The 17641-nt window shown below is 72.5% G+C and carries 15 protein-coding genes; 10 read left to right on the top strand and 5 right to left on the bottom strand.

The window, feature by feature from the left end:
- The 4 genes from ABZ885_RS03615 to ABZ885_RS03630 all read left to right on the top strand — a co-directional run.
- On the top strand, positions 1-106 hold a 106-nt coding region (locus ABZ885_RS03615), incomplete at its 5' end, for an HAD hydrolase-like protein (RefSeq protein ID WP_360183022.1).
- A gap of 89 nt (positions 107-195) precedes the next feature.
- Positions 196-1422, top strand: coding sequence for a low temperature requirement protein A (locus tag ABZ885_RS03620; protein WP_360182951.1), 1227 nt, complete (start codon positions 196-198; stop codon positions 1420-1422).
- A 185-nt stretch (positions 1423-1607) separates the two neighbouring features.
- Entirely contained in the window at positions 1608-2285 is a 678-nt protein-coding gene (locus ABZ885_RS03625) for a uracil-DNA glycosylase (protein WP_360183024.1), read from the top strand.
- Positions 2286-2430: 145 nt separating this feature from the next.
- Positions 2431-3525 (top strand): glycoside hydrolase family 6 protein, encoded by a 1095-nt coding sequence (locus tag ABZ885_RS03630; protein ID WP_360182953.1) that lies wholly within the window; start codon positions 2431-2433, stop codon positions 3523-3525.
- Between the two features lie 100 nt (positions 3526-3625).
- Here the strand turns inward: ABZ885_RS03630 and ABZ885_RS03635 are convergent, their stop codons facing one another.
- The 4 genes from ABZ885_RS03635 to ABZ885_RS03650 form a co-directional block, all read right to left on the bottom strand.
- Positions 3626-5485 carry a galactose oxidase-like domain-containing protein gene (locus ABZ885_RS03635; RefSeq protein WP_360183026.1) on the bottom strand — a complete coding sequence of 620 codons (1860 nt, stop codon included), beginning with the start codon at positions 5483-5485 and terminating at the stop codon, positions 3626-3628.
- Positions 5486-5587: 102 nt separating this feature from the next.
- Positions 5588-7651, bottom strand: a complete 2064-nt coding sequence (locus tag ABZ885_RS03640) for a cellulose synthase catalytic subunit (RefSeq protein WP_360182955.1) — start codon at positions 7649-7651, stop codon at positions 5588-5590.
- A 530-nt stretch (positions 7652-8181) separates the two neighbouring features.
- Entirely contained in the window at positions 8182-8922 is a 741-nt protein-coding gene (locus ABZ885_RS03645; RefSeq protein WP_360182957.1) for a 3-oxoacid CoA-transferase subunit B, read from the bottom strand.
- 5 nt (positions 8923-8927) lie between these two features.
- The gene (locus tag ABZ885_RS03650) at positions 8928-9689 is read right to left on the bottom strand and encodes a CoA transferase subunit A (protein WP_360182958.1); all 762 of its coding nucleotides are present in this window, start codon (positions 9687-9689) and stop codon (positions 8928-8930) included.
- 316 nt (positions 9690-10005) lie between these two features.
- Between ABZ885_RS03650 and ABZ885_RS03655 the strand changes: the two genes are divergently transcribed.
- The 6 genes from ABZ885_RS03655 to ABZ885_RS03680 all read left to right on the top strand — a co-directional run bounded on the left by ABZ885_RS03655 (position 10006) and on the right by ABZ885_RS03680 (position 15997).
- A complete protein-coding gene (locus ABZ885_RS03655; RefSeq protein ID WP_360182960.1) occupies positions 10006-11316 on the top strand; it encodes a substrate-binding domain-containing protein in 1311 nt (436 codons plus the stop codon).
- A 104-nt stretch (positions 11317-11420) separates the two neighbouring features.
- Positions 11421-12161, top strand: coding sequence for an ABC transporter ATP-binding protein (locus ABZ885_RS03660; protein ID WP_360182962.1), 741 nt, complete (start codon positions 11421-11423; stop codon positions 12159-12161).
- Positions 12158-12961 (top strand): ABC transporter ATP-binding protein, encoded by an 804-nt coding sequence (locus ABZ885_RS03665; protein ID WP_360182964.1) that lies wholly within the window; start codon positions 12158-12160, stop codon positions 12959-12961. The genes ABZ885_RS03660 and ABZ885_RS03665 overlap by 4 nt, the downstream gene beginning before the upstream one ends.
- Positions 12961-13827: a branched-chain amino acid ABC transporter permease gene (locus ABZ885_RS03670; protein WP_360182966.1), complete on the top strand. Its 867-nt coding sequence runs from the start codon at positions 12961-12963 to the stop codon at positions 13825-13827. The genes ABZ885_RS03665 and ABZ885_RS03670 overlap by 1 nt, the downstream gene beginning before the upstream one ends.
- Positions 13828-13973: 146 nt before the next feature.
- Positions 13974-15095: a branched-chain amino acid ABC transporter permease gene (locus tag ABZ885_RS03675; RefSeq protein WP_360182968.1), complete on the top strand. Its 1122-nt coding sequence runs from the start codon at positions 13974-13976 to the stop codon at positions 15093-15095.
- Positions 15092-15997, top strand: coding sequence for an alpha/beta hydrolase (locus ABZ885_RS03680; protein WP_360182970.1), 906 nt, complete (start codon positions 15092-15094; stop codon positions 15995-15997). Before ABZ885_RS03675 ends, ABZ885_RS03680 begins: the two co-directional genes overlap by 4 nt.
- A 105-nt stretch (positions 15998-16102) precedes the next feature.
- Here ABZ885_RS03680 and ABZ885_RS03685 read toward each other — a convergent pair whose 3' ends face one another.
- Positions 16103-17386 (bottom strand): hypothetical protein, encoded by a 1284-nt coding sequence (locus ABZ885_RS03685; RefSeq protein ID WP_360182972.1) that lies wholly within the window; start codon positions 17384-17386, stop codon positions 16103-16105.
- Positions 17387-17641: the final 255 nt, after the last annotated feature.

The raw sequence follows: 17641 nt of genomic DNA on the forward strand, positions 1-17641 counted from the left end.
CATCCTGGTGCTCACCGGCCTCACCGCCGCCGCCGACGTGGAGCGTTTCCCCTACCGGCCGGGCCGGGTGGTCAACTCCGTCGCGGACCTGGTCGAGCTGGTCTAACCTCGGCCCTGCTGTTGCGGGCCCTGCCCCCGGTCGACGGCCGGGGGCGGGGCCCTTCTTCGTGCTCATCGCAGAAGGGGGCGGACGGGATGAGCGGTCCCGTGGACGACATGGGCATTGCCGCGGGCGAAGGGGCGGAGGAGAAGCGGGTCACCTGGGCCGAGCTCTACTTCGACCTGGTCTTCGTCTTCGCCGTCACGCAGGTCTCCGGCCTGCTGCACCACCACCACGACTGGGCGGGCGTCGCCCGGGCGCTGGTGGTCTTCGTGCCGGTCTACTGGTGCTGGGTGGGCACCACGGTGCAGGCCAACATCCGGGACGTCGACAATCCGCGGGACCGGCTCGGCATCCTCACGGTCGGCCTGGCCGGCCTCTTCATGGCGCTGGCGGTGCCCGGCGCCTACGAGGGCCGCGGCGTGCTGCTCGGCGCCGGGTACTGGCTGGCCCGGGTGGTGCTGCTGGTGCTGCTGATCCGCGTCCCGGGCGTGTGGCGCGGCCCGTACGGCGTGGGCGTGCTGGTCAGCGGGCCGCTGCTGGTGACGGGCGGGCTGCTGCCGGAGGGGCCGCGGCTGGTGCTCTGGGCGCTCGCGGCGCTCTGCGACCTGTCCGGGCCGGTGCTGTTCCGCAACCGGCTGGCCAACGTCGCGTACCACCCGGCGCACATGCCGGAGCGGTTCGCGCTGTTCCTGCTGGTGGCGCTCGGCGAGTCGATCGTCGGGATCGGCGCCACCGCCGCCGCGGCCCGGGTCGACGCCGCGGAACTGGCCGCCGTGGCGGCGGCGTTCACCATCTCCTGCGGGCTCTGGTGGCAGTACTTCGTCTACGCGGCGGACGCCATGCGGCACGCCGTGACCGTCGCGGACTCGCGCCGGGACGTGATCCGCCGGGTCTTCCAGTACGGGCACCTGTCGCTGGTGGCCGGGGTGATCGCGGTGGCGGTCGGCTTCGGTGAGACGGTGGCCGACCCGCGGCAGACGCTCGGCGCGGGCTCGGTCGCGCTGCTGTACGGGGGCTGCGGGCTGTACCTGCTGACCTTCGGCTACACCCGGTGGATGATGTTCCGGGCGATGTCGACGACCCGGATCGTGGCGGCGGTGGTGGTGCTGGGGCTCGCCCCGGCGATGGTGGCGCTGCCGGCGATCGTGGTGCTGGGGGTGCTGGCGGTGCTGCTGGTGGCGCTGAACGTGGTCGAGCACGTGCGGGTGGGGCGGGCTGCGACTGCGGGCCCGGCGGGTGCGGACCGGGCGATGGTCGGTGCGAAGCCGACGAGGGTACCGGAGAGTGCTCCGGTGGCGCCGGGATCCTCGGCGGAGTGAAGAGTGTCGGTGGGCCTGTGTAGCGTTCGGGGTGGAAAGAGGGCGTGCGGCGCAAGGGCCGCGGTACGCCCGTGGGTCGGGGCGGTGCGGCGGGAGCCCCCGTCCGGTGGGAGGTTGATGTCGTGACGGACACGGTCGAGGCGGGCGTGGACGAGGCGGGCACGGGCGGGGCCGCGGGCGCCGGGCTGGAGCTGCCGGAGTCCTGGCGCGAGGTGCTGGGCGCGGAGACGGAGAAGCCGTACTTCGCCGAGCTGGCGGCCTTCGTGGCGGCCCAGCGCGCGGAGCACGAGGTGTTCCCGCCGAGCGGCCAGGAGTTCTCCGCGCTGGAGGCCACCCCGTACGACAAGGTCCGGGTGCTCGTGCTCGGGCAGGACCCGTACCACGACAACGGCCAGGCCCACGGCATGAGCTTCTCGGTGCTGCCCGGCACCAAGACGCCGCCGTCGCTGCGCAACATCTTCAAGGAGCTGGACGCCGACCTCGGCATCCCGGCCCCGGACAACGGCTACCTGATGCACTGGGCCGAGCAGGGCGTGCTGCTGCTCAACGCGGTGCTCACGGTCCGCGCGCACGAGGCGAACTCGCACAAGGCCAAGGGCTGGGAGAAGTTCACCGACGCGGTGATCAAGGCGGTCAGCGCGCGCGAGGAGCCGGTGGTCTTCGTGCTCTGGGGCAACTACGCGAAGAAGAAGCTGCCGCTGATCGACACCGAGAAGCACGTGGTGGTCCAGGGGGCGCACCCGTCGCCGCTCTCCGCCAAGCTGTTCTTCGGCAGCCGCCCGTTCTCGCAGATCAACACGGCGCTGGACGGCTTCGGCGTCGACCCGATCGACTGGCGGGTGCCGGACCTCAAGCAGGCCTGACCGGCCACGGCGGCGAGCTGACGTTCCGTCGGTTCGCCGCCGCCCGCCGTTCACCGGCCCCGGCCGTCGGCCGGTACCCGGTGTGCGAAGCTGGGTGCCGACCGGGTCGCCGGACCGGGTCTGGGAGGGGCGGCAGGTGCGCCGGGTGGCACGAGGAGCGGGGTTCCGGCTGGCCGTGGGGGCGGCGGCGCTGGGGCTGACGGCAGTCATGGCGGGGTGCAACGGGGGGAGCACGTCCGGCGGTTCGGGCGGCGGCACCGGTGCGGGGGTGAGTGCGGGCGCGGGCGATGCGGCCGCCGCCGGGACGGGGGCGTCGGGGGGTGCGGCGGCCGGGGGGACGTCCGGGGGCGGGCTCGCGCAGCCTCCCGGGCAGACCTTCTACGTCTCCGACCAGACCTCCGCCGCCCGGCAGCTCGTCACCCTGCGCGCCCAGGGCCGGACCGCCGAGGCCGACACCCTGCTGAAGATCGCCGCCCAGCCCTCCTCGCAGTGGCTCGGCGACCAGGCGGCCAAGGGCATCGTCGACCAGGTGAGCCGCCGGGCCGCGGCCGTGGACCGCACGCCGGTCTTCGTCGCGTACAACATCCCGCACCGCGACTGCGGCCTGTACTCGGCCGGCGGTGCGCAGGACGCTGCGGCCTACCGTTCCTGGATCACCGGCCTGGCGGAGGCGCTGGGCGACCGCAAGGCGTGGGTGGTGCTGGAGCCGGACGCCGTCGCGCACACCCTGGACGGCTGCGGCGTGCAGGGCGCGGCCGCCGCCGAGCGGTACGGCCTGCTGGCTTTCGCCGTCCAGGAGTTGAAGAAGCGCCCGCAGGTCCGGGTCTACCTGGACGCGGGCAACCCCGGCTGGGCGCAGGACCCTTCGGCCCTGGCCGACGCCCTGCGCAAGTCCGGCGTGGCGGTGGCGGACGGCTTCGCGGTCAACGTCTCCAACTTCTACGGCACCGACCGGAACGCCGCGTACGGCGCGGAGCTCTCCGCCGCGCTGGGCGGGAAGCACTTCGTGATCGACACCAGCCGCAACGGCAACGGCCCGCTCGGCGCCGACGCCTGGTGCAACCCGGCCGGCCGGGCGCTGGGCGAGCCGCCCACCACCCAGACCGGCCGGCCCGGGGTCGACGCCTACCTCTGGATCAAGAACCCCGGCGAGTCCGACGGCGAGTGCGGCCGGGGCGAGCCCCGGGCGGGCGAGTTCTGGCTGCCGTACGCCCTGGGGCTCGCCCGCGGCGGCGCGTAGAGGGCGGTCGGGTAGGGGGGTGGGTAGGCGGGTTGGGCCCGTCGGGTGGGTGGCCGGGCCGGTCGGGTCGGCGGGTGTGCCGGTCGGGTGGGCTTGCCGGTCAGGGGGTGACCTTGATCCAGCGGGCGACGGACGGGGTGCCGGCGCCGTCCGTCACGAACAGCATGTACCAGCCCGGCGGCAGCAGGTTCGGGTTGCCCGGCAGGGTGAGCGCCACCCCGCCGTCCGAGCGCGCGCCGACGTCCAGGGCCACCGACCGCTGCTCGACGTCGGTCGCGTGGGTGACCGAACTCGGCCGGACCAGCTTGGCGGTGACCACACCGTCCGGGGCGGGCGACCTCACCGTGACGGTCGAGCCGAGCCGGGCCGCGGCCGGGGCGTCGGTCAACTGCGGGCGCTCGCCGTGGAACAGGTACGGCGGCGTGTAGATCTCGATCCGCTGCTCGAAGGTGCCCGGCTGGGTGTCGGCCTTGTCGGCGAAGAGCGGGTCGGACCCGAGCACCACCACCCGGCCGTCGGGCAGCAGCAACGCCTCGGAGTGGTAGTTCCGGCCGATGCTCGGCTCGGCCGCCGTGCTGAAGGTGTTGGCGTCCGGGTGGTAGAACTGCGCCTTCAGCAGGTCGCTCCGGTGCTTGCCCCGGTAGTTGGCGGAGCCGCCGGTGGTGAACACGGTGTCGTCCGGCAGGATCACGCTGTTGAGGTAGCGGGTGCCGCCGGCCGGCAGGTCCGGCCCCGGCGTGAAGGCGGGCGCGGCGGCCGAGAGGTCGGCGATGTCCGTGCGGGCGGTGGAGAGCGGCGACTCGCCGACGCCCCCGCCGCCCAGGATCATCACCCTCTGCCGCTGGGCGGGCGGCAGCAGCACGGAGGACGAGGTCTCGGTGAGGGCCGGGTCGCGCAGGCCCGGGACCGGCTGGAAGCTGTTGTCCCCGAGGTCCCAGATCCCCGGCTCGCGACCCTTGTCGGCAGGCCCGTAGCCGGCGTTGGAACCGGAGTAGAAGAGCTTGCCGGAGGCGGTCAGGAAGATCGACGGGTAGGTGGGGAAGTAGCGGTCCGGCGCCTTGGACCAGGTCTTGCCCGCCGGGTCGTAGATCTCGTTGTCGTTGCCGGTGAGGATCTGCCCGGTGTCGTCCAGGCCGGACACGGTGACCACCCGCCCGTCGCCCAGCCCGGTCAGCGTGGGGTACCAGCGGGCGTACGCCATGTCGGTGACCTGCTCGTACATCTCGGTGTCCGGGTTGAACTCGAAGGCGGCGCGGATGCCCTGGAAGTCCTGCTTCTCCAGGGTCAGGCGGTCGGCCATCCCGTAGAGGTTCCGGGCCTCGGCGCCGCTCAGGCCCTTGATCGCGTACTGGGCGGGGGAGGTGCTGACGGACTCCTTGCCCGGGGCCGCCGCCTCGACGAACACGTGCTGCTCACTGGCCTTGACCACGGTCCGGTCCCCGGCGCCGGTCTTCACGGCGGCCGGGACGGTCACGTCGGCCGTGGACACGTACGCGCGGCCGTTCGGCGCCGTGAAGACGGTGCCCTTGGGGAGGGTCCGGGCCGCGTCGGGGTTCTCGTTGCGGACCCGCATGGTGCCGGCCGCCTTCTTCACGGCACCGTCCAGCGCCTCGTAGCGCCGGGTGCCGCCGGCCACCAGCAGCCGGCCGTCCGGCAGGGCGGTGTGGCCGCCGCAGAACATGTCCGCCGGGGTCGGGACCAGTTTGTACGTGTTCTTGGCCGGGTCCCACAGCAGGCTCTTGAAGGTGCCCGCGTCGAAGTTGCGCTGGTTGTTGCCGGAGCCGGCGATGATCAGGATCTTGCCGGTGCGGAGCAGGCTGGCGTGGATGGCGTTGATCCGGAACTCCGCGGGCAGCACGACCGTCTGCCAGTGGCCGTACTCGGCCTTGTACTCGGGGCGGTTGATCACGTACTGGTGGTACTGCTCGTCGGCGAAGCCGAGCACGGCCGGCGCGTTCATCCCGGCCACGGTCAGCGCGACCGTGCTGCCAAGGGCGAGGCGCCTGGTGCGGCCGGCGTTGCGGATCTTCACGGTGCTTGGTCCCCTCGTGAGACGGGCGGTTCAGCGTGTGGTGGGCGCGGCGGCCGGTGCGGTGGTGACGGGTGCCGTGGTGACGGGTGCGGGTGCGGCGGTGACGGGTGCCGTGGTGACGGAGCCGGAGCGGCTCTGCGGCGGGACGGCGGCGGCCGTGGTGGTGCCGGTGAGCGTTGTGGTGCTGATGCTGGTGCCGGTGAGCGTTGTGGTGCTGATGCTGGTGCCGGTGACCGTGGTGGTGCCGGTGACCGAGAGGGCGGACGTCGGCCGGGCCCGGCGCCGCCGGACGGCATCGGCGGCCAGGACGAGCATCGGCAGCAGGCTGAGCAGGAGCGCCAGGCAGGCCCAGGTGCGCATGGCGACGTGGTCGTGGCCGGTGAAGAAGGAGGCGGTGACCGCCCCGCCGAAGACCAGCGCCCAGAAGAGGTGGATCCGGAAGGTCGCCGGCCGGTCGGAACTGGCCGAGTGGCCCTTCGGCGTCACCACGAAGCGACTGCGGAGGCGGAGTGCCGCCTGCAGAAACGATGCTGCATAGATCGGCCCGCAGAGCGCCGACATCACCATGCCCGCCACCCCGGACGACCCGGCCGGCTCGTGCGGGCTCACGTTGTGCTTCCGGTTCCAGGTGTAGAGCAGCACCTGCAGCGCGGCCGCGTCGCTGTACAGCATCATCCAGATCTCGGACGACACGTGGACGCCCGATGCCCCGAACCCCAGGTAGAGCACGCTGGACAGCCCGCCGAGCAGCCAGGTGAGCGCCGCCATCGGGTAGAAGCAGACCATCAGCGTGTAGTTCAGCAGCCGCCCCGGTGACAGCCGCCAGGCCGCCCGCCAGTACTGCCGGAGGAGCGTCTCGTAGGTGCCCCGGCTCCAGCGCAGTTGCTGGGAGAAGAAGTCCGTCCAGGACGACGGACCCTCGCCCACCGCCAGCACGTCCGGCGTGTAGACCGACTTCCAGCGCGCGCCGGTGGCCGGGTTGCGGCGGCGGTGGAACTCCAGGCCGGTCGCCATGTCCTCGGTGATCGAGTCGTACAGCCCGCCGATCGACTGCAACGCGCCGATCCGGACGGCGTTGTTGGTGCCGACGAACATCGGTGCGCCGTACCGGTTTCCGGCCCGCTGGATCAGCGCGTGGAAGAGGAACTGCTGGCTCTCCGAGAACTTGGTGACCGCCGAGCCCGAACTGCGGTAGTTCCCGTAGACCTGCGGCCCCACTACGAACGCCACGTCCGGGTCGCGGAAGTAGCCGAGCATCCGCTCGCAGAACTCCGGCAGCGGGACGTGGTCGGTGTCCACCGAGACCCAGAAGTCGTAGTCCCCGCCGTGGGCCTGCAGCCAGCTGTTGTAGTTGCCGTGCTTGGTCCTGGCGCGGAACCTGCCCCGGGGCTGGTTCCACTGCTCCACCCCGCGCCGGCTGAAGTGCCGTGCGCCCAGCTCGGCGCAGAGCTCGCGCATGGCGGGGTCGTCCCCCTCGTCCAGCAGCCAGACGTTGTACGGTCCGTCGTGCCGGACGGCCATGGCGGCGGTGAGCGTGGTGCGCACCATCTCCGGCGGTTCCTTGCCCGGCACGCAGGTGGTGAGGAACGCCACCCGGGTGCCCGCCTCAGGCGTGACCGGGACGGGGTCGCGGGCGACCAGCGTCGCGTGGGTGTTGGAGACGACGTTGACCAGCCGGAACAGCTCGACCACGGCGATGGTCCCGATCATCACCTTGTCGCCGAGCAGCAGCCAGGAGTGCGTCTCGCCCGGCCGGACCGGCCAGTGGTCGGGCAGCAGCAGCCAGACGAGCAGCACCGCCTCCACCAGCGGGGCCGCCAGCAGGAGCAGCGCCGCCCGGATCCGGTGCGGCTCGCGCCGCAGCAGGCTGCGGTACCGGACGCGGTAGGGGGCGGGGGCGGCATCGAGGGCGTCGGGTGTGGTGGCCGGTCCGGCGAGACGGCTGAAGTGGCCGTAGTCGTAGGGGGCTTCGGGGACCGGGAGGGAACGCAGGTCCTCCGCCGGTTCCGGATCCGTTCGGGCTGCCGGATCTGCTCGGGACGTCGGAATTGCGCGGGACGTCGGATCCGATCGGCGCGACAACGGCTTGCTCATGTGTGGCTCCCCCCGTGGCGGGCCGTGCGGGCCGGCCCGTTCGTGCGTGCTCCGACCGGGGGTATACGACCTGAGGCCCCGCGCCGCGTGCTGCGCGCAGGGACCGGCCACTCCCCCCGGAGCCTTGCCTTCGAAGCAGAACACCGCCCGGTGAACTGCGCCGCTGCCGGGCAGTTTCCGGGCCGTCAATCAGTAAAACGTATACGATCGATTGTGTTGTATGGCCGCTCGGCTACTTCGAATGCGGGATCCCGGCGCGTTCTCCGGACTCCCTTCCGGGGTGCGGGATCCTTGGCTTCCTCAACTTTCCCGGAGCGTTGGCATGATCGCAACCGATCTGCGAAATGATCATTGCGCAAGCATGAAGATATGACGGTTCCCGGCCATGCGGGCTGCTGCCGGTGCTATTGAGGGGGATTCGCGCACCTGCATTCGGGCGGATCGAATAAACGCGCGAAGGCCGGATCGCCGCGCGGGTGGTCCGGCCTTCGCGTCACCGCTCTTCTCGTCGGCGCTTCTCGCTGCGGCGGTCAGTCCGTCCGGAGGAGGGCCGGCCCGGTGGCCGCCTGGACGTCGTCGAAGCCCACCCCGGGGGCCGTCTCCACCAGGCGCAGCCCGTCCGGCGTGACGTCGATGACCGCCAGCTCGGTGACGATGCGGTCGACCACCCCTCGGCCGGTCGCCGGCAGCGAGAGCTCGTCGACGATCTTCGGCGAACCGTCCTTCGCCGTGTGCTCCATCACGACGATCAGCCGCCGGGCGCCGTGCACCAGGTCCATGGCGCCGCCCATGCCCTTGACCAGCTTGCCCGGGATCGTCCAGTTGGCGAGGTCCCCGGCGGCCGAGACCTGCATGGCGCCCAGCACCGAGACGTCGATCCGGCCGGCCCGGATCATGCCGAAGGAGAACGCGGAGTCGAAGTACGAGGCCCCGGCGGCGACCGTCACGGTCTCCTTGCCCGCATTGATCAGATCGGGGTGCTCGCCTCCCTCCTCCGGGTACGGGCCGACCCCCAGGATGCCGTTCTCCGAGTGCAGCACCACGCGGATGCCGCTCGGGAGGTGACCGGGGATCAGCGTCGGCAGGCCGATGCCCAGGTTGACGTACTGCCCGTCGCGGAGCTCGCGGGCCGCCCGCGCGGCGAGCGCGTTCCGGGGGTCGGGTGCGTTCCGGGGGTCGGGCGTGGTGTGGGGGGTGGGTGCGGTGGGTGCGGTGCGGGGGGTGGGCGCCGTGCGCGGGGTGGGCGCTGCTGCGGAGGTCTCGGCGGGCATGGTGGTCAGGCCTCCTGGGGTGCGGTGCGAACGGTCCGGCGTTCGATGCGGCGGTCCGCGGGATCGGCGGCGACCACCCGGTCGACGTACACGCCGGGGAGGTGGACGGCGTCCGGGCCGAGCTCGCCCGGCTCGACGATCCGGTCCGCCTCGACCAGGGTGATCCGGCCCGCCGTCGCGCAGAGCGGATTGAAGTTGCGGGCGGCGGCGTGGAAGACGCAGTTCCCGTGCCGGTCCGCCACCTCGGCGCGGACCAGCGCGAAGTCGGCCGTGATGGCCTCCTCCAGCAGGTAGCGGCGGCCGCCGAACTCCCGGACCTCCTTCGGTGGCGAGGCCAGCGTCACCGACCCGTCCGCCCCGTACCGCCAGGGCAGCCCGCCCTCCTCGACCTGGGTGCCGACCCCGGCCGGGGTGAAGAACGCCGGGATGCCCGCGCCCCCCGCCCGCAGCCGCTCGGCGAGCGTGCCCTGCGGTGTCAGCTCCACCTCCAGTTCGCCGGAGAGGTACTGCCGGGCGAACTCCTTGTTCTCGCCGACGTAGGACGACGTCATCCGGGCGATCCGCCCGGCCCGCAGCAGCAGACCGAGCCCCCAGTCGTCCACCCCGCAGTTGTTGGACACCACGCGCAGGCCGCCGGTGCCCGTCGCGGCCAGCGCGCCGATCAGGGTGCTCGGAATGCCGCAGAGGCCGAAGCCGCCGACGGCCAGCAGCGCTCCGTCGGGTATGTCCCCGACCGCTGCGGCGGCGGAGTCCAGGACCTTGTCCAAGGGGTCACCTCATGAGGGGGAGTGGGCGGGGTGGGAGTGGGCGGGCGTGGGCCGGCGTGGGACTGCGGACGCCTGCGCTCCACCACCGTCCCCGTGCGCGGGCCGCCGGTGCCATGGAGGCCGCCGCCACGCAGGGGCGCGGGCGCATGGCGACCGGCCACACCGGCTGACCACCGTGGCGCGGCCGGACCGGCGGTATGGCGGCTACCGCCACATCGGGGCGGGCTGATGCGTCACCCGGGCACATGTCGCCGCCTGCTTGCCCCACCTACGGTTCCGGCATCCACCCCCCGCAGCACCCCAGGAGTCGGTCACCATGCGCAGCTCGACAGCCCCCACCAGGACCGCCTCCGGCGCCCCTGCCGGCCCGGCCGCCGGACCGACCGCCGCGGCAGGACCGGCCCGCACGCCGACCGCCGGTCCGGCTCGCAGACTCGCCGCCATCGCGGCCTGTGCGCTCCTTGCCGCCGGCTGTGCCAAGGCGGGGACGGCGGGCACCACCGCGGCGGACGGCGGCGGTTCCAAGAGCCCGGTCAAGGTCGGCCTGGTGTACTCCAGGACGGGGCCGCTGGCCGCGTACGGCAAGCAGTACCTGGAGGGCTTCAAGGCCGGCCTGAAGTTCGCGACCAAGGGCACCGGCGCGGTCGACGGGCACAAGGTCGAGTTCGAGGAGCAGGACGACGCGGGTGACCCGGCCAAGGCGGTGTCGGCCGCCAAGGACCTGATCGGCAAGGGGCACAAGATCCTGGCCGGCTCCACCGCTTCGGGCGTCGCCCTCCAAGTCGGACCGATCGCCGCCCAGAACAAGGTGCTCTTCATCAGCGGCCCGGCCGCCGCCGACAAGGTCACCGGGTTGAACAAGTACACCTTCCGTTCCGGCCGGCAGTCCTACCAGGACATCAGGACCGCGGCCTCGTTCATCGGTGACGCCAAGGGCAAGAAGGTCGCCGTGCTCGCTCAGGACAACGCCTTCGGGCAGGCCAACGTGGCCGCCGTCAAGGCCGTGCTCGGGGCCCAGGGCGCGACGGTGGACGCGGTGCTCGCCCCGCCGAGCGCCACCGACCTGACCCCGTTCGCCACCCAGGCCAAGACCGCCAGGCCCGACCTGCTGTTCGTCGCCTGGGCCGGCGACACCTCGTCGGCCCTGTGGACGGCGCTGAACCAGCAGGACGTGTTCGCCGAGACCAAGATCGTCACCGGCCTCGACCTCGCCGCCTCCTACCCGCTCTTCGGTTCGGCGGGCGAGAAGATCTCCTTCCTGAACCACTACTTCGGCGGCGCCGCCGGCACCCCGGTGGAGAAGGCTATGGACGAAGCCGTCACCGCCGCCGGCGGCAAGTCCGACATCTTCACCCCGGACGGCTTCACCGCCGCCCAGATGATCGTGCACGCGATCGAGGCCAACCACGGTTCGGCCGACGACACTTCCGGGCTGGTGAAGTCACTGGAGGGCTGGAGCTTCGACGGGGTGAAGGGCCGGACCACGGTGCGCGCCGAGGACCACGCCCTCCTCCAGCCGATGTTCCAGGTCCGGCTGACCGGCGCCGGGGCGGCCGCCAAGCCCTCCGTGGAGAAGACCCTGACCGCGGACGAGGTGGCGCCCCCGGTCACCCCGATGGCGGGCTGACCCCGGTGGCCGGTCCTGCTTCGTCCGCGGTGGGCACGCCTCCGCCCATCGGCGCCGGGCCCGCGCCCGCCGGTGTCGGGCCCTCGTCCGGCACGGCCCCGCCGGTGCTGCGGCTCACCGGCCTGGGCTGGTCGGTCCGCGGCGTGCCGATCGTCGAGGACGTCTCCTTCTCGGTGGGGGAGGGCGAGTTCATCGCCTTCATCGGTCCGAACGGTGCTGGAAAGACCTCCCTCTTCAACCTGATCTCCGGAATCCACCCGGCGAGCCACGGCACCCTCGAACTCGACGGCGCCGACGTCACCGCCGAGGCCGTCCACGCCAGGGCGCGCCGCGGGCTCGGCCGGACCTTCCAGACCTCCTCTCTCTGGCCGGGGATGACGGTGGCCGACCACGTCCGGCTGGCCGCGCAGGCCGCGGCCGGGCCACGGGCCTCGTACCGGATCTGGCGCCGCGCCGACCGTTACGCGGACCAGGCGGCCGGGACCCTGGAGCGCACCGAACTCGCGCACCGGGCCGACACCCTGGCGAGCGCGCTCTCCCACGGTGAGAAGCGCAAGCTCGAACTCGCCGTCCTGCTGGTCTCCGACCCCCGGCTGATCCTGCTGGACGAGCCGATGGCCGGGGTGAGTGCGGAGGAGGTGCCGGCCCTCACCGAACTCATCCGCTCGGTGCACCGTGATCTCGGCCGCACCGTACTGATGGTGGAGCACCACATGGACGTCCTGCTCGGCCTGGCGGACCGCCTCGCCGTGATGCACCACGGCACGCTGCTCGCACTGGACACCCCCGAAGCGGTGATGGCCGACACCACCGTGCAACAGGCCTACCTGGGCGAGGCGCTGTGACCGAGTCCGCTTCCCTCCTCTCCGTGCGCGATCTGCGGGTGGTCGTCGACGGGCTGCACATCCTGCACGGGGTCGACCTCGACGTGGCACCGACCGGGGTCACCGCGCTCCTGGGGCGCAACGGTGCCGGCAAGACCACCACGGTGAAGGCCGTGATGGGCCTGGTGCCGCGCACCGGCAGCGTCCTGTTCGCCGGTACGGAACTCTCCTCCCTGCCCACGCATCTCGTGGTCCGGCAGGGCATCGGCTACGCCCCGGAGGACCGCGGGATCTTCGCGGGCCTCACGGTCGCCGAGAACCTGCGCCTGGCCGAGCGCGACCGCGACGCGGAGCCGGCCTACCACCTCGTTCATGAACTCTTTCCGGAACTCAAGCAGCGCGCCGCCCAGTTGGCCGGGACGCTCTCGGGCGGCCAGCAGCAGATGGTGGCCATCGGCCGGACCCTGCTCAACCACAACCGGCTGATCATCGCCGACGAACCCACCAAGGGGCTGGCGCCGAAGATCGTGGCCGAGGTGGCCGACGTGCTGGCCCGGGCTGCCGAGACCGTGCCCGTTCTCCTGGTCGAACAGAACCTCGCCCTCGTCCGCCGCCTGGCCGGCACCTGTGTCGTCCTGGCCGACGGCCGCACCGCCCACCAGGGCGACACCGCGCAGCTGTTGGCCGACGAGGAGGCCGCCCGGCTGCTGCTGGGCGTCGGCGGCCGCAGGCCGGGTCCGGGCCCGGCCGCCGCCGGCCGGGCCCCGGTCACGCCGGACACCTCGGTCACTCCTGCCGTCACCACGGAGGTGAACCCCTGATGGGCACCGTTGTCCTCCTCGTCTGTACCGGGCTCGGTCTGGGTGCGCTGTACTTCCTGGTGGCCTCCGGTCTCTCGTTGATCTTCGGGCTGATGGACGTGCTCAACTTCGCGCACGGCGCCCTGCTCTCCGTCGGCGCCTATGCCACCTGGTGGGCCGGCACCGAGGCCGGGTTCCCCTTCTGGCTCGCCGTACCGTTCGGCACGGTGGTCGGGACGGCCGCCGCCGTCCTGCTGGAGCTCTTCCTGATCCGGCCGCTCTACAGCCGGCCGCGTGACCAGATCCTCGCCACCGTCGGCGTGGGGCTGGCCGTGCCCGCCCTCCTGATGGGCGTGTGGGGCGCGGACGCCCGCCCCTTCCCGCAGCCGGAGCTGCTCTCCGGCACCTGGCACGTGCTCGGTGCGACCGTCCCGGTCAACCGCTTCGTCCTGGTGGCCGCGGCCGGCCTGCTGCTGCTCGCTCTTCGGTTGTTCCTCGCCCGCACCCGCTACGGGCTGATCGTCCGGGCCGGCGTCGAGGACCGGGCGATGGTCACGGCGCTCGGCATCGACGTCCGCAGGGCGTTCACGCTCGTCTTCGCCCTCGGCGGTGCCGCCGCCGCGCTCGGCGGTGCCCTCGGCGGCCTCTACTTCGGCTCGGTGAACCCCGGCCAGGGGACGAGCCTGCTCATTTTCGCCTTCGTCGTCGTCGTGATGGGCGGCATGGGTTCCGTCACCGGGGCCGCCGTGGCCTCGGTCTGCGTCGGCCTCGTCCAACAGTTCGCCAACTACTACACCACCGCGGGACTCGGCGACCTCTCGGTCGTCGTCCTGCTCGCCGTCCTGCTCCTGGTACGGCCCCGCGGACTCACCGGGAGGCTCGCGTGAGCGCCAGGACCCCCAGCGCGAGCACCGGTGGCACCGCAGCCGACCGCACTGCCGCCACTCCGGCAGGGGGGACTGGTACCAGCCCTGCCGGGAAACATTGTGGACGGACGATCGAGGCCCGCACCATCCCTCGAACAGGTGAATCAATGACCGAGAGCTCGACAAGGGTGCACCGAGCGCTACGCTGGTGGCCGATCGCCCTGCTGATCCTGCTCCTTGTCGCCCCATACAGTGCGCTTCCCGTCCCGGGACTGCTCGACGGACCGCTCGGCAGCCCGGGGAGCCTTCAACTCATCGCCCTGTGCCTGCTCTACGGGGCCCTCGCCACCGGCTACGACCTCCTGCTCGGCCGTACCGGACTGCTCTCCTTCGGCCACGCGCTCTACTTCGCGACCGGCCTCTACGCCACCAACCTCGGCATGCTCGAACTCCGACTGCCCTTCGCCGCAGCGGCGTTCTTCGGCATCGCCTGTGCCGTCGCGCTGGCCCTGCTGCTCGGCTCGGTCAGCCTCCGCGTCACCGGCATCGGGTTCTCCATGGTCACCCTGGCCTTCGCGCAGGCCGGTTCGATCCTCGTCCAGCGCAACCCCGGCGGCCTCACCGGCGGCGAGGAGGGCCGGTCCGCGCCGGCCGGCCGACTGCCCTCGGCCTTCCTGGGCATCGAGAACACCGCCAACCTCTACTGGACCGCCGTCGCGTACCTGGTGCTCACCCTGGCCGCGGTCCACTGGGCCGTCGGCTCCCCGATCGGGCGGGTCTGGGAGGGCGTCAAGGAGAACGAACGCCGGGTCGAGGTGCTCGGACTGCGCCCGTACGGCTACAAGTTGGTCGCCTTCGTGCTCGCCGGAGGGCTCGCCGCGGTGGGCGGGGTGGTCTACCTCCTGCTGACCGGCGGCGCCACGCCGCAGGCCGCCACCTCCGACGCCACGCTCTCGCTGCTGGTCATGGTCGTCCTCGGCGGATCCGGCACCCGCTGGGGCCCGTTGCTCGGCGGTGTCATCTACACCTGGGCCGGTCACCGGCTCGGCGACCTCGCCAACTCCGAGGCCATCGCCGGCCTTCCCGCGGTCCTGCGCGTCCCGCTCTCCCAGCCGCTGTTCCTGCTCGGCGGCCTCTTCGTCGCCGTGGTCTACCTGCTGCCCGGCGGCCTGGCCCGACTGCCCGCCCGCATCCGCTCCGCCCGAGCCGGCCGTTCGTCCCGCCCCGCCCGGTCCGTCGGCGGTGCCGGTGCCGCCGGTTCCCACCCCACAGGAGGTAGCCCCGCGTGAGCCAGTCACTCCAGCAGCCCGAGCAGTTGACGGTTCCCGTGCCCGACGGGGACCTGGCCGTGCTCCGCTGGCCCGCCTCCGTGCCCGGAGCCCCGACCGTCGTGGCGGTGCACGGCATCACCGCCAACGGCCTCGCCTGGTTCGAGGTCGCCCGCCGGCTCGCCGGCCGGGCCACGCTGCTCGCGCCCGACCTACGCGGGCGCGGCGCCAGCCGTGCCCTGGCCGGGCCGTACGGCCTGGCCCGGCACGCCGACGACGTGGCGACCCTGATCACCGCGCTCGGCCTGGGGCCGACCGTGGTCGCCGGGCACTCCATGGGCGCGTGGATCACCGCGCTGACCGCGGTGCGGCACCCCGGGCTGGTCAGCCGGGTGGTGCTGGTCGACGGGGCGATCACCTTCCCGCTGCCCGAGGGCGTCCGGCAGGAGGACGCCCTGGCCGCGGTGCTCGGCCCGGCCCTGGCCCGGCTGTCGATGACCTTCCCCGACCGGGCGGCCTACCGGGCGTTCTGGCGGCAGCACCCGGCCTTCGAGGCCGATTGGTCGGACGACATCGACGCGTACACCCAGCGCGATCTCATCGGCACCGAGCCCGAGCTGCGCTCCTCCTGCGTCCTGGAGGCCGTGCAGACCGACGGCGCGCAGGTCCTGCTGGACGAGGACGCGGCCACCGCGGTGCACCGGCTGCCCTGCCCCGGAGAGCTGCTGTGGGCGGAACGCGGCCTGTTCGACGAACCGCAGGCCCTCTACGACGACAAGCGGATCGCCACGGCCGGGCTGGACCCGGCCCGCGTCCCGGCGGGTCCGGTGCCGGGCACCAACCACTACTCGATCCTCTGGGGTCCGGCCGGCGCGGAGACCGTGGTGCGGCGCCTGCTCGCTCCCGGGACCGCCGCCGGATAGCCGTCCCCGCGACGGGCGGTCCGTCCCCGCGACGGCCGGTCCGTCACGGCTACCGGCGGCCCGTTACGGCTCCCGCCGCCGGGCGGGAGCCACCCGGCGGGCCGTTCAGCCCGCGGCGCCGAGGAAGGACTCCCAGCCGCCCGCGGGCACCTGCCCGACGTTCAGCGTGCGCAGCTTGCGGAGGGTGGACTGGTCCTGCACCTCCAGCCAGTCGACCAGCTGCCGGAAGGACACCAGCCGGACGTCCGGCTTGCCCGCGATGCTCTTGAGGGTCTCCTCGACGGCGTCCATGTAGATGCCGCCGTTCCACTGCTCGAAGTGGTTGCCGATGAAGAACGGTGCGCGGTTGCCGTTGTAGGCGCGGTCGAACCCGGCCAGGTAGGAGTCCCGGGCCTGGGTGCGCCAGTCGTTGTACTTGGCCGGGTCGCCCTTGGTGCTGCCCGCGGACTGATTGGCCAGGATGTTGTAGTCCATCGAGAGCACCTGGAAGGTGTGCCCGGGGAACGGGATGCTCTGCAGCGGGAAGTCCCAGACCTTGCCGTCCTGCACCTTCTGCGGCCATATCTGCTGCCCGCCCGAAGAGCTGGCGTCGTACTTCCACCCCAGCTTGGCCGCGGTGGGCAGCAGGGTCTTCTGCCCCTCCAGACACGGGGTGCGGCCGCCGATGAGCTCCTTCTTGTAGTCGAAGGGGAGCGGGTCGACGTCGGTGAAGCCGGTGTTGGTCCGCCACTGGGTGACGAACGATATCGCCTGGTCGATCTCGCTCTGCCAGTCCTCCGGGGTCCACTTGTTGACGCCGTTGCCGTCCGGCCGGCTCGAACAGAAGTGCCCGTTGAAGTGGGTGCCGATCTCGTGGCCGGCCAGCCAGGCCTGGCTGATCAGCTTGAGCGTGGTCTTGACCGCACCGTCCGACAGGTACGGGATGTCGGAGGCGCCGACCGAATGCTTCGGCGGGTGGTACAGGTCGGCCTTGCCCTTCGGGAGGGTGTAGATCCCGGAGAGGAAGAACGTCATCGAGGCCTTGTGTTCCTCGGCCAGCTTGAGGAAGCGGGGGAACTGGTTGTCGTCGGTGCCGCCGGCCCCGTCCCAGGAGAACACCACGAACTGCGGCGGCCGCTCACCGGGCTTGAGCTTCTCCGCCTTGGGCTGGTTGGGCTGGGGGCCGGTGTCCGCGGTGGAACCGTCGCCGATCGGCGTGCCCTTGGGGGTGCCCTTGCCCGGAGTGGCGCTGCCGGTCTGCCCGTTGCCGGTGGTGCTGTCGCCCGGGGCGGGTGCGGAACCCGACCCCGAACCCGACCCGGATCCGCCGCTGGAGCACGCCGTCACAGCACCGAGGGCCACAGTCGCGGCGGTGGCACTGAGCACGGTCCTGCGCGAGATGTTGGTCATGGTCCCCCCTGGGTGCCGCTGGCCGGGTGGTGACGGCCGCGGGCCGCACCGGTCAAATCGGGCAAATAATAGGTATTTCGCCATCAGCATGTCATGCGGACGTAGCGGTCACCAAGGTGCCGAGGTCCGCTGACAGTCAATACGCGGAAAGGGTCCGCGGCGGCTGCGGAGAGCAGTCTTCTGTTGCCGTCCTGTGACCGTCGCCGAAGGCCGCCGGACCCTTGCGGGCGGTGCGGGCGGTGCGGGCAGTGAGGT

This window comes from Kitasatospora sp. NPDC047058, from assembly GCF_040643935.1.
Lineage (GTDB): Bacteria > Actinomycetota > Actinomycetes > Streptomycetales > Streptomycetaceae > Kitasatospora.